Origin of the sequence: Streptomyces sp. NPDC102437 (assembly GCF_044765565.1) — a bacterium.
Classification (GTDB): Bacteria; Actinomycetota; Actinomycetes; order Streptomycetales; family Streptomycetaceae; genus Streptomyces.
Window position 1 is genome coordinate 33,641 of the sequence record NZ_JBIWKI010000033.1, and the last position, 14,555, is coordinate 48,195.

Annotated in this window: 13 protein-coding genes; 7 read left to right on the top strand and 6 right to left on the bottom strand. The window is 73.3% G+C overall.

Annotated elements, in window-relative coordinates:
- Positions 1-5: 5 nt before the first annotated feature.
- On the top strand, positions 6-1,238 hold the full coding sequence (locus ACIRJP_RS31740; RefSeq protein WP_404181543.1) for a sensor histidine kinase: 1,233 nt from the start codon (positions 6-8) through the stop codon (positions 1,236-1,238).
- Positions 1,235-1,873, top strand: coding sequence for a response regulator (locus tag ACIRJP_RS31745; protein WP_404181546.1), 639 nt, complete (start codon positions 1,235-1,237; stop codon positions 1,871-1,873). The genes ACIRJP_RS31740 and ACIRJP_RS31745 overlap by 4 nt, the downstream gene beginning before the upstream one ends.
- A 61-nt stretch (positions 1,874-1,934) precedes the next feature.
- Here ACIRJP_RS31745 and ACIRJP_RS31750 read toward each other — a convergent pair whose 3' ends face one another.
- Positions 1,935-2,411, bottom strand: a complete 477-nt coding sequence (locus tag ACIRJP_RS31750) for a pyridoxamine 5'-phosphate oxidase family protein (RefSeq protein ID WP_404181549.1) — start codon at positions 2,409-2,411, stop codon at positions 1,935-1,937.
- Between the two features lie 113 nt (positions 2,412-2,524).
- Here ACIRJP_RS31750 and ACIRJP_RS31755 point away from each other — a divergent pair, with 113 nt between their 5' ends.
- The gene (locus tag ACIRJP_RS31755; protein ID WP_404181552.1) at positions 2,525-3,184 is read left to right on the top strand and encodes a cysteine hydrolase; all 660 of its coding nucleotides are present in this window, start codon (positions 2,525-2,527) and stop codon (positions 3,182-3,184) included.
- Positions 3,185-3,373: 189 nt separating this feature from the next.
- Here the strand turns inward: ACIRJP_RS31755 and ACIRJP_RS31760 are convergent, their stop codons facing one another.
- Complete coding sequence (locus ACIRJP_RS31760; RefSeq protein WP_404181555.1) at positions 3,374-3,826, bottom strand: Rieske (2Fe-2S) protein; 453 nt, start codon at positions 3,824-3,826, stop codon at positions 3,374-3,376.
- Between the two features lie 39 nt (positions 3,827-3,865).
- Positions 3,866-6,076 carry a prolyl oligopeptidase family serine peptidase gene (locus ACIRJP_RS31765; protein WP_404181558.1) on the bottom strand — a complete coding sequence of 737 codons (2,211 nt, stop codon included), beginning with the start codon at positions 6,074-6,076 and terminating at the stop codon, positions 3,866-3,868.
- Between the two features lie 80 nt (positions 6,077-6,156).
- Here ACIRJP_RS31765 and ACIRJP_RS31770 point away from each other — a divergent pair, with 80 nt between their 5' ends.
- Positions 6,157-6,555: a hypothetical protein gene (locus tag ACIRJP_RS31770; protein WP_404181561.1), complete on the top strand. Its 399-nt coding sequence runs from the start codon at positions 6,157-6,159 to the stop codon at positions 6,553-6,555.
- A 125-nt stretch (positions 6,556-6,680) separates the two neighbouring features.
- Here the strand turns inward: ACIRJP_RS31770 and ACIRJP_RS31775 are convergent, their stop codons facing one another.
- Entirely contained in the window at positions 6,681-7,388 is a 708-nt protein-coding gene (locus ACIRJP_RS31775) for a TetR/AcrR family transcriptional regulator (protein WP_404181563.1), read from the bottom strand.
- A gap of 189 nt (positions 7,389-7,577) precedes the next feature.
- Between ACIRJP_RS31775 and ACIRJP_RS31780 the strand changes: the two genes are divergently transcribed.
- The 3 genes from ACIRJP_RS31780 to ACIRJP_RS31790 are packed head-to-tail and all read left to right on the top strand — an operon-like array spanning position 7,578 to position 9,132.
- Positions 7,578-7,811, top strand: coding sequence for a hypothetical protein (locus ACIRJP_RS31780; RefSeq protein ID WP_404181566.1), 234 nt, complete (start codon positions 7,578-7,580; stop codon positions 7,809-7,811).
- A 19-nt stretch (positions 7,812-7,830) separates the two neighbouring features.
- Complete coding sequence (locus ACIRJP_RS31785) at positions 7,831-8,319, top strand: hypothetical protein (RefSeq protein ID WP_404181569.1); 489 nt, start codon at positions 7,831-7,833, stop codon at positions 8,317-8,319.
- 60 nt (positions 8,320-8,379) lie between these two features.
- Positions 8,380-9,132 (top strand): thioesterase II family protein, encoded by a 753-nt coding sequence (locus ACIRJP_RS31790; protein ID WP_404181572.1) that lies wholly within the window; start codon positions 8,380-8,382, stop codon positions 9,130-9,132.
- 80 nt (positions 9,133-9,212) lie between these two features.
- Here the strand turns inward: ACIRJP_RS31790 and ACIRJP_RS31795 are convergent, their stop codons facing one another.
- Positions 9,213-11,261, bottom strand: a complete 2,049-nt coding sequence (locus ACIRJP_RS31795; protein WP_404181575.1) for a beta-ketoacyl synthase N-terminal-like domain-containing protein — start codon at positions 11,259-11,261, stop codon at positions 9,213-9,215.
- On the bottom strand, positions 11,258-14,554 hold the full coding sequence (locus ACIRJP_RS31800; protein ID WP_404181578.1) for an amino acid adenylation domain-containing protein: 3,297 nt from the start codon (positions 14,552-14,554) through the stop codon (positions 11,258-11,260). The genes ACIRJP_RS31795 and ACIRJP_RS31800 overlap by 4 nt, the downstream gene beginning before the upstream one ends.
- Position 14,555 lies beyond the last annotated feature (1 nt).

Below are 14,555 nucleotides of genomic sequence, written 5' to 3' on the forward strand. Positions count from 1 at the left end.
TCGGCATGACCGCTCTCGCCGGGACCTCGGCCGACGCCTTCTGGACCACATCACTGCGCCGCTGGAACGCCGTGTGCTGGGTGCTGTTCGCCGCGATGGCCGCCGGGCTCGCCGCCATGGACGGATCCGTCCGGGACCGGTACGCGTCGCTCGCGCTGCTCGGCTGCGTGGTGCTCTGCTACGCGCTCCTCGACCGCTTTCCCGACAACCCCGTCGTACGGCCGCATGTCTACCTCTGCGTGCTGGTGCTCGCGCTCGGCGGGCTCGCCCATCTGGGCGGCAGCTACGCGGCGCTGTTCATGGTGACGCTGCCGCACTACTGGATGTTCGGGCGGACCCCCAGGACGTCGATGGGGTTCCTGGGGCTGGCGACGGCGGCGACGCTGGCGGGGAGCTGGTACCGGGAGGGCGGATCGCTGCAGTTCTTCGCCGAGACCATGGTGTCCACCCTGATCGTCGTCGCCGTGGGGGTCCTGATCGGACTGTGGGCGCACTCGGTGGTCGCGCAGAGCACCGAACGCGCCCGGCTGATCGTCGAGTTGGAACGGACCCAGGCGGAACTGTCAGAGGCGCACCAGCGCCAGGGGGCGGCGGACGAACGGGAGCGGATGGCGAGGGACATCCACGACACCCTCGCGCAGGGCCTCGCGTCGATCGTCGTACTGGCGGAGGCGGCGCGGGCCGGACTCGACGCGGAGCCGGCCCGCAGTGCCCAGCAGCTGCGCTCGATCGAGTCCACGGCCAGGGAGAATCTCGCCGAGGCCCGGGAGCTGGTCGGCTCGGGACGGCAGCGGGGTGGTCCGGCTGCCGGGTCGGTGGCACAGACGCTGCGCCGCATCCTGGACCGCTTCGCGGAGGACACCGGGCTCACGGCGGCCGGGGATCTGGCGGACGTCGAGTGCGACCAGCGGACCCGGATCGCGCTGCTGCGCTGTACGCAGGAGTCCCTGGCCAACGTGCGCAAGCACGCGCGCGCCTCCACGGTCGGCGTGCTGCTGACCCGCGGGCCGCACGCGGTGGAGCTGGAGATCACCGACGACGGCATCGGATTCGTACCGGGGGAGTCGAAGGGCTTCGGCCTCGACGGGATGCGCAAACGCCTGGCGGAACTGGGCGGCCGACTCACGGTCACCAGCTCCGTCGGCGACGGCACCAGGGTCCTGGGGGTGATCCCGCTGGAGCCGGCGCCCGGGGACGGCGATGTGGCCAACGACGCGGAGAGCGAGGGGACGCGATGACCGACGGCCGGATCAGGGTGGTCGTGGTGGACGACCACACCGTCATGCGGGCGGGCGTCGTCGCCCTGCTCGCCGGTCAGGACGGGATCGAGATCGTCGGGGAGGCGGGGGACGGCAGGGACGCCCTCGACCTGGTGGCACGGCACGACCCCGACGTCGCCCTGGTCGACCTGCGGATGCCGGTGCTGGACGGGGTGGGGGCGACCACCGAGATCACCGCCCGGTACCCGCGCACCCGCGTCCTGATCCTGACGACCTACGACACCGATCAGGACATCGAGCGCGGGGTCGAGGCCGGCGCCATCGGCTACCTCCTGAAGGACGCCACCCGCGAACAGCTCGCCGACGCCATCCGCTCGGCGGCGCGCGGCGAGACCGTCCTCGCGCCCCGGGTGGCCGAGAAGCTGATCGCGCGGATGCGGCGCCCGGCCCAGGAGCCGCTCACCGCCCGCGAGACCGACGTGCTCGACGCGGTGGCCGACGGGCTGACCAACGCCGAGATCGGCAGACGCCTCGTCATCGCGGAGGCCACGGTCAAGACCCACCTCCTGCGGCTGTTCGCCAAGCTCGACGTGAGCGACCGGACGCGGGCGGTGGTGGTGGCCATGGAACGGGGGCTGCTGAGACGCTCCTGAATACGCCGCGGAACGGGCCGGACGCGCCGGATCGCGGGTCAGGTCGCGGAAAGGGTGGCTCTCACGCCGTGGGCGGGTCCGTGAGTTTGCGGAAGTCCCAGGAGGTGAGGGCCTGCGGGGTCAGCCGCAGCCAGGCATGGCGGCCGTCGTGCGGCATGGTGTCCATTCCGAAGTACTTCCCCGCGAACAGCTGTTCAGGGGAGACGAGTTCGGGGCACGGCTCGCCGGTTCGGGGGGCCTCGCCCACGGGTACGGCATCGCCGGAGAGCTCGACGCCGCGCAGCTCCGCGTACTCCACCCCGTCGTCCACGACCACCGCGATCCTCGGGTCCCGGCGTAGCTGGGACCAGCGCAGGCTGCGGGTGATCGAGTACAGCCAGAGAGAGGTCCCGTCCCAGGCGAACCAGAGGGCGCCGACGTGCGGGCGGCCGTCCGGGGACACGGTGGCGACCCGGCAGGTGCGCTGCTCGGCGAGATAGGCGTCGCGTTCGTCGTCCGTCATCATGATCCGACGGCCCCGTCGCTGAATGGCGGCCATGGGCGCGCCTCCTCCCATTGTCTGACTGAGTGTCAGAAATCATGGGGTCTCTTCCCTCGTCGCGCAATGCCGGTTAGCCTCGCGCGCCCCGTCCGCCGCAGAAAGGGGCAGCCGTGCCCTCGAGGAACCAACTCGCCGAGCAGCTCGATCCGAACACCACCGTGCTGCTGACAGTCGAATGCCAGCAGGGGGTCGTGGGCCCGGGGAGCGCACTGCCCGAACTGGCCGAGCAGGCCCGCTCCTCCGGCGCGCTGGACCGGGTCGCCCGGCTGGTCGCGGCCGCGCACGAGGCCGGGGTCCAGGTGCTGCACGCGGTGGCCGAACGCCGCCCCGACGGGCGGGGTGCCAACAACAACGCCAGGCTCTTCCGGGCCGCCGGCCGGCTGCCCGTGCAACAGCACCGCGGCACCACGGCGGTACGGGTCGCCGCACCGATCGAAGTGGCCGACGAGGACCTTGTCGTACGCAGGCTGCACGGCCTCTCGCCCATCGCCGGCACCGACGTGGACGCGCTGCTGCGCAACCTCGGCTGCCGGACCCTCGTCATCACCGGGGTCTCGGCCAATGTCGCCATTCCCAACGCCGTGTTCGACGCGGTGAACCTCGGCTACACCGCCGTGGTGCCGTCCGACGCCATCGCGGGGGTGCCGGCCGAATACACCCCCGCGATGATCCGCAACACGCTCGCCCTCGTCGCCACCATCACGACCACCGACGAGGTACTCGGCTGCTGGCTGAACCGCAGATCCGCAACCGCGGCACCGGTGTGCTGACGCAGCTCAGTGCGACGGCCCTCGTCATCGGAGGGTGCCGGCTCGCCCTCGGATTCGGCCATCTCCTCCGGCTCACCCGGGGATTCCGGCGGCCGACCCCGGAACTGGGCCTGAGCGCCGGGCCGGAGGACACGGCCGGAGAGAGGCCGGAGCAGGCGGTGGAAGCCCGACACCACCGGGGCGGTGCGATCAGGGCGCGAGCGTGATCGCACCGCCCGAGACCGTGATCGTCCTGGCGGGCAGCGGTTCGGTGGCGGGGCCGTGCGCCACGGCGCCCGTGGACGCGTCGAACCTGCTGCCGTGACAGGGGCAGTCGATGGTGCCGTCCGCGACGCTCGACACCGCGCATCCCTGATGGGTGCACTTCGACGAGAACGCCTTGAACTCGCCCGCCTTCGGCTGCGTCACCACGACACCCCGGTCGGCGAAGACCTTCCCGCCGCCCTCGGGGATGTCGGCCGTCCGGGCCAGAACGGCGCCGCCGCCGTCCGTTCCCTCGGCGGCGGGCTCGACCACGTCCGCACCGTCCGCGTCCTTCTGGTTGCCGCAGGCGGCGAGTACGGCGGTCACCGACACGGCCCCGGCCGCGGCGACAACGGCGCGCCGCCCGGGACGGCCCTCGTGGTTCTGCGTTGTGCTCATACTGGCGCTTCCCTTCCGCGGAGTTCACGACTCCGGAGTTCACGGCTTCGGTGTACGACCAGGTGTACGCGCGTCGGTACCCCCGTGTTCAACACCCAGGGACTTCCGGAGGAAGTCCCGCTCCAGCAGCAACAGATTGCCCGCCGCCTCCCGGGTGACCAGGTGACCGGCCCCGGACAACGGCAGCACCGTGTGCGGCCGGCCCGCGGCCAGCAGCACGGCGGAGAACCGCAGCATGTGGGCGACGGCCACATTGTCATCGGCAAGTCCGTGCACCAGCATGAGCGGGCGGGTCAGCCCGGCCGCCTCCGCGAGCAGCGAGTTGCGCTGGTAGTTCTCCGGCAGCACGTCCGGGTGGCCCAGGAACCGCTCCTCCCAGTGCGTGTCGTAGAGCCGCCGGTCGGCCGGCGCGGCCCCGGCCACCGCGGCGTGGAAGATCTCCGGATGCCTCAGCACGGCGGCAGCGGCGAGATACCCGCTGAACGACCAGCCGCGCATGGCGACCCGGGCCGGGTCCAGCGCGGAACACCGTGCGGCGGCCGCGTGCAGCGCGTCGATCTGGTCGTCGAGCACAGCCGTCAGCCGGTCTCCGTGCACCGACTTCTCCCAGGCCTCCCCCCGTCCCGGAGTGCCCCGGCCGTCCGTGACCAGCACCGCGAAGCCCTGCTCGGCGAACCACTGGGCGACCGCCACCCACCAGGTACGCACCTTGAGGACGACCTGCATGCCGTGGCCGGCGTACGGGCTGAGCAGCACCGGCAGCGGGGCGTCGCCCGGCCGGTGCCACGACGGGAGGTACAGCCTGCTGCGCAGCTCCCGCTTCCCCAGGCTCAGCGCCGCGGGCCGCGGGACGGCCAGCGGGGCCTCGGCGAGGACCGCGATCCGCCCCACGGGCGTTCCGTCCCGCAGCACGGTCACCGTCTGACCGTCCGGCGTCCTGCTGTCCAGCACCACGGTGGGCCCGCCGACCGCGGCCGTGTGCACGCCGGGGGCCTCGCTGACGCGCACGGGAGCGGCGGCGGCGCCACTACCGGGGGCCGCCGCTTCGTACGACCAGACATGGACCTCGGTCGGTTCCTCGCTCGCTGTGAAGAAGACTCTCCCGCCGCTCGAACCGACCACCTCGCGGACCTCCAGCCCCGGGGGCGTCGGCACGCCGCCGACCTCCAGCCCCTGGGTGTCGCCGCCAGGACGCGCGGGAACGACGAGCGCACCGCAGGGGAGCCGCGACGGTGTCCCGGGCCGCAGGGCGACCCACGCCCGGTCGTGGGCACGGCTCAGGACGCTCGTCCCGCCCGTGCCGGGATCGACCGCGAGCACGTGCACCGAACGCTGGTCACGCGTCTGCACGGAGACCAGCGGCCCGTGCCCGTCCCACGCCGCCGACACCACGTACTCGAACGACGGGTCCGTCCATACGCCCTCGGGATGGTCGGCGTCCGCCTCGCGCGGCAGCCGCACCGCGAGCCGCTCCCCGGACACCCGCATCAGGTGGAGCGAGACCTCCGCGTTCGCGGAGCCCGCCGCCGGATACGCCATCTCGCGGGCAGGCCGCTCCGGGCGGGCCGGATCGCTGATGTACCGGCGCGCCACCATCGAGGTGTCCACCCGCGCCACCAGCAGCGCATCGCCGCGGGGCGACCACCAGTAGCCGCGCGAGCGGCCGATCGACTCGGCCGACACGTAGTCGGACAGCCCGTACGTCACCCGGTCGCCGTCCGGAGCGGCGAGCAGCCGGTCGTCCGTCCCCCGAGCCGTGACGGTCCGCAGCGCGCCGCCGGAGACGTACGCGATCAGCGTGCCGTCCGGCGAGGGCCGGGGATCGACCACCGGACCGGCGGTCCGGATCCGGCACGGCGCGCCGCCGTCCGTCCGCACCACCCAGAGTTCGCCGTCGAGCGCGAAGGCCGCGAGCCGCACCTGTGCGTCGGTCGCGTAGGACACCACGCCCGACGACGTCTCCCTCGCCCGTTCGCGGCGGGCCAGTTCCTCCGGCGGCACCGGGCCGCCGTGCCCGGCCCTCAGCGGATCGGCGAGCAGCCGTTCCTTCCCGTCCTCGTACAGCCAGAGCCGGCTGACCCGGTCCGTGCCGGACGTGGAACGCACGAAGAGCACCCGTGCGCCGTCCGGTGAGACGGTGAAGCCGCGGGGCACCCCGAGCGAGAACCGGTGGGTCCGCCCGAACTGCTCCGGGAACCGGTGGGTTTCGTCCGTCGTGTCGTCGGTCGTGGCGTCGCTGGTCGGAATCATGGCGACACCATGACAGGTGGTGTGCCCGGGCAGGGAGCGAGGGGCGTGGACTGTCAGAGGCGTCTGTCACGCTGAGCGGTATGACACTGAGCAGTTTCACCGACCTTGAGCAGGCCGTTCGCAGGAGTTGGGGCGCGGACACCACGACACCGGAACACCGGGCGGAGTGGACCCCGGACAACCCGGCGCGCGATCAGTGCGGAGTGACCGCGCTCGTGGTGCACGACCTCCTGGGCGGCGATCTGATCCGCGGCGAGGTCCATGTGGACGGTGAGCGGGTCGACTACCACTGGTGGAACCGGCTGGGCATGGGCGTCGAAGTCGACCTCACCCGCGAGCAGTTCCGCCCGGAGGAGATCGTCGTCGGCGGGGAGGTGATCGTACGGCCGGCGGAGATCGTGCGGCTGCGCGAGGAGTACGAGCTGCTGCGCGGCAGAGTCCTGGCGGAGCTGGGATTGGCCGGCGCGACGCAGCTCTGACAGCGTGACGCGCATTTCCTCCGCGGTCCGGCGGGCGGCCGCCACGTCGATGGGCAGCGGCCCGCCCTCCACCGCGACGGGGGCGGGAGTGGCGGCCCCGAGGGGTGTCCTGTTCAACGAGTCGCTCATGGCAGGACTCTACGAGCCGCCTCTGACACCTCGGTCGGGTCCGCGGGGTCGCCGCCCTCGGCGTCGAGCGCGGCACCGCGCCTGGTGAGCGTGCCGTTCTCCAGGCCGAGTTCGCGTTCGGCCGTGCTGACGGCCATCCGCGTGACCGCCTCGGGGCGGTCGGAGGCTTCGGTATTGACGTGGGCGCCCAGGCCGTCGATGACGACCAGGATCTGAATCGTCGTCACATACGGGTCGGCGGTGCGGAACTCGCCGCAGCGGACGCCGTCACGGACGAGGTCCTCCAGACGGCCCCGCCACAGCGTCTCCTGGTGGCCGACCCGCTCGCGGAGCGCAGGACGGTAGCGGCTGAGGTGCCGGGCGTTGATCCACAGCCGGCTGATGTCGTCGTACGCGGTGCCCGTCGCGAGCGCAAAGAAGCGGGCGAGCCGGTCCGCGGACGACTTGGCTTCCGGCTCCGCCGGGAGCAGTGTGTTCAGTTCGGCCTGGGCGGCGGTGCCGAACGCCTCGGCCACGAGGTCCTCGACCGCCGGGAAATAGTGGCTGATGAGACCGGGGCGTACGCCGAGCTGCTCGCCGATCCGGCGCAGCGTGATGCACTCCAGCCCTTCGGTCAGGGCGACGGCCGCCGCCGCGTCGACGATTTCCGCACGCCGGTCCGACGGGGACTTCCGGATCCGCTTCCGCTGAGGGCTTGACGACATACCGGCGATGCTATTGACGCCGCGACCAATGGGCAACCGGCGGGTGGACCGGTGGCCGCAGGCCGCGGAACCGGCCCCGAAGGTCCGCGGAACAAGCCTCCGAGCCGCCGCCGCAACTGCCGATCGCGGCGGGCGGCGGACCCTAGCGTCGTTTCCTGCAAGCCATCACCGATGCCATGGAGGACAGGGATGAACAACAGCATGCGTACCGCGGCCGCCGCCGCAGCCCTCGTTGCCGGTCTCGTCACGGTGGGCGGCACCACCGGTGCTGCTGCCGCCGAGCGTCCGGAGCGGATCACCAGCCAGGAGCAGCTCGCCACAAGCATCGCGCAGGCGGTCGCGGCCGAGCAGGAGAACGGTGCCGTCACCGGCGGCGTCATCGGCGGCATGGTGCTCAGCTCGACCGGCACGCGTTCCTGCTGACGAATCGGAGGTGAGCACCGTGGACAGCACTGCGGACCCTGCCCGGGACGGGCGGGAAAGCCCCCTCAGATGGTGTCCGAGCGGCGATGCGAGCCGCCCGGAGAGCGTTGTTCTCGGCGTGCGGTCCGGGGAGCACGGCCAGGTCGCCTACCTGGCCGAACCCGTACCCGCCGCCGATGTTCTCGGCAGCATCCCGGACGCCATCGCCCCCAACCGGGTGCTCCGGTTCGCCTCGCACTGCGTGTCGGACTGCGCGAACCGGGTCGGCGAGGCCTGCGGGCTGATCGAACGCATCACGACCGTACCGGCCGAGCCCGGTCCGGCCGCGGTGCCGCGGTGCCACCTCCGCCCGCACTGCAAGTGGTGGAACCAGGCCGGTGTCGAGGCCTGCCACCGCTGTCCGGCCCTGACGACACTGGAACCCCGCGACAACGAACTCGCCGTTCTCGTCGCGGACCCGGCGACCACCCGTGAACAACTGGAGAACTGGATCGCCGCCGCACCATGAGCCGATACCGTTCACGTAGCCGGCCCCTGGCCGGACCGAGAACATGAGAGAAGGGATGTCGTGGACAACTGGATACGGTGTTTCCGCCCGGCCCCCGACGCCGCGGCACAGTTGCTGTGCTTCCCGCACGCAGGTGGTTCGGCCAGTGCCTACGTCCCGCTGTCGACGCAGGTCGCGGGGGTCGCGGAAGCGCTGGTCGTGCAGTACCCCGGGCGGCACGACCGCATCGCCGAACCGTTCGCCGAACGGTTCGGCGATGTCGTGCACGCGGTACTGGCCTCGCTCCCCGCGAGCGGCGGCCGGCCGCTGATTCTGTTCGGCCACAGCATGGGCGCGCTCCTTGCGTACGAGACCGCACGGCGCCTGGCGGCAGTGGGGCGGGAGCCCGCGGCGCTGTTCGTCTCGGGCAGCGAGGCCCCGTCTCTGCCGCGGCGCGTGCGGCTGCCCGAACAGCCCGGCGACGACGACCTGATCCGCGAGATGCGGCTGCTGTCCGGCACGGACGAGGAGCTGCTGGCCCAACCGGAGATCCTCGAACTCGCACTGCCGCCGCTGCGCGCCGACTACGCAATGCTGTCCCGGCGCGTCCACGTTCCCGGGCCGCCGCTGCGCTGCCCCGTCGTAGCGCTGACCGGCGACGACGATCCCCGGGTCGACGTCGACGCCGTACAGGTGTGGGAGCGGGAGACCGAAGGGCCCTTCGAGCGGCACGTGCTGCCCGGCGGGCACTTCTTCCTGGGCGACCACCTGCCCCGCGTCGCGGATCTCATCGCCGCGCGTGTGCCCGGACGAACGGTGCGTACGGGGGTCTGACACCGCACGAGGCACAGGGCTTGGGCCCCGCCCCCCGGAACCCGCCGGGGAGTGGGGCCCAAGCCCTGTGCCTCGTCAACTCACTCCGCCTCGAACTCGGAGAGCAGGGCGTCGAGGGAGTCGTCGCCGTCCCGTGCCGCGACGATCCGGCGGGCCATCTCGTGCAGTGTCAGCTGCTCCAGGAACAGTGTGATCGGGACATCGAGGTCGAAGTCGTCCCGAAGGCAGCCGACCAGGTGGACGGCGGTCAGCGAGTCGCCGCCGGCCGCGAAGTACGTCATCTCCGGGTCGTCGGCGTCCTCCAGCCCCAGCGCCTCGGCGATCAGCGCGCGGACGTCCCGCTCCAGGTCGGCGGAGCGGGCGCCCGGCTCCGGCTGCTCCCCGCCCGGTGCGACCGGCGCGACGGGTCCGAGGCGGTAAGTGCCGTGGCTCTCACCGGCGAAGGGATACGTCGGCAGCGAGACCCGTCGGCCGGCCCGCTCCCGTACCACCTGCTCACCCGCCAGCCATGCCTCGCCGAGCGGGTCGGGCCCGCCGAGGCCCACCGCACCGCCCGAGGCCAGCTCGGCCAGCAGCTCCGCCGCCTCCGCCCGGTTCCGGGCCCGCACATAGCCGCGCACGGCCAGCGGGGCACGGCCCACGCGGAGCGTGTGAGCGGTGTCGGCGAGGGACGGGGCGTCCGGGGCCCGCAGCGCCCCGGCCAGCCGGCCGGCCACCGCGGTGAGGTCCTCCCGGGTACGGGCCGACAGCAACAGGACCTCCGGCGCACCCCCGGCCTCCGGCGGACCGGCCTCGATACGCCGCGGAGCCTCCTCCAGGACCACGTGCACGTTGGTGCCGCCGATGCCGACCGAGCTCACCCCGGACCGCCGGGGACCGTGCTCGGACTCCGGCCAGTCGGTCGCCCGCCCGATCAGGTGGAACGGCGAGTCGTCGAAGCCCAGTTCGGGGTGCGGGCGGCCGGCGTCGGCGTTCGGCACCAGCGTCGCGTGCTCCAGCATGAGCACCGATTTGATCAGCGCCGCCACGCCCGCCGCCGCGTCCAGGTGACCGATGTTCGACTTCACCGAGCCGATGCCGATCCGCCCGGTGCCGAGCGCCCCCTTGAACGCGGCGGTGGCCGCCGCCGCCTCGATACGGTCGCCGAGCGCGGTGGCCGTGCCGTGCGCCTCCAGGTACTGGGCATCGGCCGGGTCGAGACCGGCCGCCGCCCAGGCCTCCACGATCGCGGCGGTCTGCTGGTCGACGCCGGGCGCCGTGAACCCGACCTTGGTGGCACCGTCGTTGGTCACGGCGCTGCCCCGGATGACCGCCCTGACCGGGTCGTTGTCGGCGAGCGCGTCGGACAGCCGGCGCAGCACCACCACTCCCACCCCGTTGCCGGGCACGGTCCCGCCGGCCCGCTCGTCGAAGGGCCGGCAGCGGCCGTCCGGCGAGTAGATGCCGCCCTGCTGGTGGACGTAGCCCCGCTTGCGCACCGTGTCCACGGCGACGCCTCCGGCCAGCGCCGTGTCGCACTCGCCGAGCAGCAGGGACTGCACCGCGAGGTGCACCGCCGTCAGCGAGGTCGAGCAGGCCGTCTGCACCGTCAGGCTCGGACCCTCCAGGCCCAGCCGGTAGGAGATCCACGGGGCGAGGAACTCGCGGTCGGTGAGGATCCGTACCTGTAGCGCCCCGAGGGAAGCGGCGAGCCGCGGGTCGGTCTGCGCGGCCAGCATGTGTTCGGTGGGGCCGCCGCCGACGTACACGCCGGTACGGGCCTGCCCGCCCAGCGGGCTGCGGCCGGCGTCCTCCAGCGCGGACCAGGCCGTCTGCAGGAGCAGCCGGTGCTGGGGGTCCAGGGCCGCGGCCTCGGTGCGGTTGAAGCCGAACAGCTCCGCGTCGAAGCGGTCCGCGTCCGTGAGATGGCCCTTGGCCGGAATGTGGTCGCGGCCGCGCACCTCCTGCGGGTCGGCGCCGTCGGCGATCAGCTCCTCCTCGGTGAAGTCGGTCACCGAGCAGCGCCCGCCGAGCAGGTTCTCCCAGTAGGTTTCCAGGTCGGGCGCGCCGGGGAAGCGGCCGCTCATCCCGACGACCGCGATCGCGGAGTCGGCTGCGAGGGGCTCGGCGGCGCTTGCGTTCTCGGTCATCGTGTGGAGCCTTTCCGGTAGCTGAGTCGTCGGGCGGCGGCGGTGCGTCGTGCGTGCCGGTCACCGCCGCGCGCGGCGGCCGTGTCGGCGGGAGTACCGGTGGCCGGAGCCCCGGCGGCGGCCCCGAGGGCCGCCCGGTCCAGGTGGGCGGCCAGGGCGCTGACGGTGGGGTGACGGAACAGGTCGACCAGGCCGAGTTCGCCGTACGTACCCATCTCGCGCAGGGCGGACAGGACGCTCAGCAGCCGGATCGAATTGCCGCCCAGGTCGAAGAAGTGGTCGGTGACGGCGACGAGTTCGAGATTGAGCACCCGGGCCCACAGACCGGCCACCAGCTGCTCGGTCGGTGTGCCCGCGACGGTGGTCGAGCCGTCCGGCCGGCACCGCACGGTGGCGGGTTCCGGCAGCCGGGCCCGGTCGATCTTGCCGTTGCTGCTGAGCGGCATCTCGTCCAGCCGCACGAACACCTCGGGCACCATGGACCCCGGCAGCCGCCGGGCGAGATGGGCGCGCAGCTCCGCGTCCGGGGGCGCCGCCCCCTCCCGGCCCACCACGTACGCCACCAGCCGCTGAGCGGTGCCCGTGCCGCGGACGGTGGCCGCCGCCAGCGCGACGCCCGGCGCACCGGCCAGCAGGGTCTCGATCTCGCCGAGTTCGATGCGTACGCCGCGCAGTTTGACCTGGAGGTCGGAGCGCCCGAGGTAGTGGATGAGCCCCCGCGCGTCGATCCGGCCGAGGTCGCCGGTGCGGTACATCCGGGTGCCCGGTGCGCCGTGCGGGTCGGCGACGAACCGTTCGGCGGTCAGGGACGGGCGGCCGATGTAGCCGCGTCCCAGCGAGGCACCGGCCACATAGATCTCACCGGCGACCCCGGCGGGGACCGGCCGGAGCCGCTCGTCGAGCACATAGACCCGGGCCCCGGGCACGGTGCCGCCGAGCACCACGGGCTCACCGGGGGAGAGGTCCCCGGTGGTCGCGTAGACGGTCACCTCGCTGGGGCCGTACGCGTTCACGATCCGCCGTCCGGGCGCGCTGAGCCGCTCGACCAGCTCGGCCGGGCACGCCTCGCCGCCGACCGCGACGGTCCGCAGCTCGGGCAGCTGACCGGTCAGGTCGGGCAGCAGCATCGCGGCGGACGGCGGCAGGAACACATAGGTGATGCGGGAGTCCCGCAGCCGGTCCAGGAGGGCCTCGCCGATCCGTTCGTCCTCGCCCGGGATGTGCAGCTCCGCTCCGGCCACCCAGGGGAAGAAGAGGTCGGAGACGGCGACGTCGAAGCCGAACGAGACGAACTGCAGCACCCGGTCGTCGGCGTTCACCGGGAAGGAGTGCCGGACCGCCCGGGTGAGGTTGATCAGCGCCCGGTGCTCGATGGCGACGCCCTTGGGGACGCCGGTGGAGCCCGAGGTGAACAGGACGTAGGCGAGGTCCTCGGGGGCCGGTGTCCCGCCGGTGGTGACGGCACCCGGTGCGACGGGGTCCGTGACGGCCGGCCGGTCGACCCGGATGCACGGCACCTCCAGGCCCGCCGCCTTCTCGGCGGTCTCCCGCGAGGTCAGCAGGAGGCCGGTGCCCGAACTGTCCACCATGTGCCGGAGCCTGGCCTGCGGGTGGGCCTGGTCCAGCGGTACGTACGCGCCGCCCGCGCGCAGCACGGCGAGCGCCGCGATGCCCTGGTCGGCAGAGCGGGGCAGGAGCAGACCGACCCGGAAGCCGGGCCGCACCCCGGCGGCGCGCAGCCGGGCGGCCAGCGCGTCGGCCCGGGAGAGCAGTTCGGCGTAGCTGAGGCGGAGGTCGCCGCAGACCAGCGCGGTGGCATCGGGGCGCTCGGCCGCCCGGTCGGCGATCAGGTCGGGCACCAGACGGTCCAGCGGCGCGCCCTCGGCGAGGCGGTCCGCACCGGCGATGGTGCGGCGGGCCTCGTCGGCCGGCACCAGCTCCACGCAGGACAGCGGTGCGGACGGGTCCGCGAGGAGACCGGCCAGCAGCGTGCGGAAGTTCTCCGTCCAGCGGTGGACCGTCGCGGCGTCGAACAGCTCGCTGCGGTAGATGAACTGGGCGGCGAGTCCGGCGCCCCACCGCTCCACGAACAGGTGGAAGTCGAACTTCGCGGTGTCCAGCGTCAGCGCCAGCCGTTCGGTGACGGCGCCGGTCAGCCGCAGCTCCGATGAGGCCTCGTCCTCGTAGCTGAGCGCCACCTGCACCACCGGGTCGTGGCTGGTCTCACGGACCGGGGCCAGGGTGTCGACCACCGCCTCGAACGGAGCGTCCTGGAAGGGCTGTGCCGCCATCATCGAGGCCCGGACGCGGCGGGTCAGCTCGTCGAGCGACGGGTCCCCGGACAGGTCCACCCGCATCGCCAGGGTGTTGGTCAGCATCCCGACCATCTCCTGGAGTTCGGGCCGCTCGCGTCCCGACGACGGATAGCCGACGACCAGGTCCTCGCCGCCCGTGAGCCGGGAGAGGAACGCGGCGTACGCGGCGAACATCGTCATGAACGGGGTGGCGCCCGAGGCTGCGGCGACCTCGGCCAGCCGTTCCCTGACCTCGGTGCCGAGCAGGAAGCGCTCGGTGCCGCCCGCGGCTGTGCGGACCGGCGGGCGCGGGTGGTCCAGCGGCAGCTCCATGGTGGTGGGCGCGCCGCGCAGCCGGTCGGTCCAGTGCTCCACGGACGCCTCGAACGCGCCGTCCGCGGCGCGCTCCCGCTGCCAGGCCGCGTAGTCGGGGAACTGGAGCGGGAGTTCGGCCGGCCGGTACGTCAGCCCCCGGGCCTCGCGCCGGTACCCCTCGGACAGTTCGTCCAGCATCAGCCCGAGCGACCAGCCGTCGCAGACCAGGTGATGGGCGACGAGGAGCACCCGGTGGCTGCCGTCCGCCACGGCGTACACGGTGCAGCGCAGCAGCGGACCCGCGGCGGTGTCGAAGGGGAGGGCGGCCTCGGCGCGCACCAGGGTCTCGGCGTCGGAGGCCGGCACGTCCCGCCGGAGGGTGAGCCGCACCCGCCCGAGGGCCGAGACGCGCTGCGCCGGGGTGCCGTCGTCGGCAGTCCGGAACACGGTCCGCAGCGCCTCGTGGCGGGCGACCAGCGCGTCCAGCGCGCGGCCGAACGCGTCGGTGTCGAAGGGGCCGTGCACCGCGAAGGCGACCGGCACGTTGTACTGGGCGGAGCCCGGGTTCAGCTGGTCGAGGACGAGCAGGCGGCTCTGGGCGTCGGAGGCGGGGAACTCGTACTCCTCGTCCCGGCAGCCCTCCCCGGCGTAGAGGTCGATGAGCTCGACGGCGTCGACGGTCATG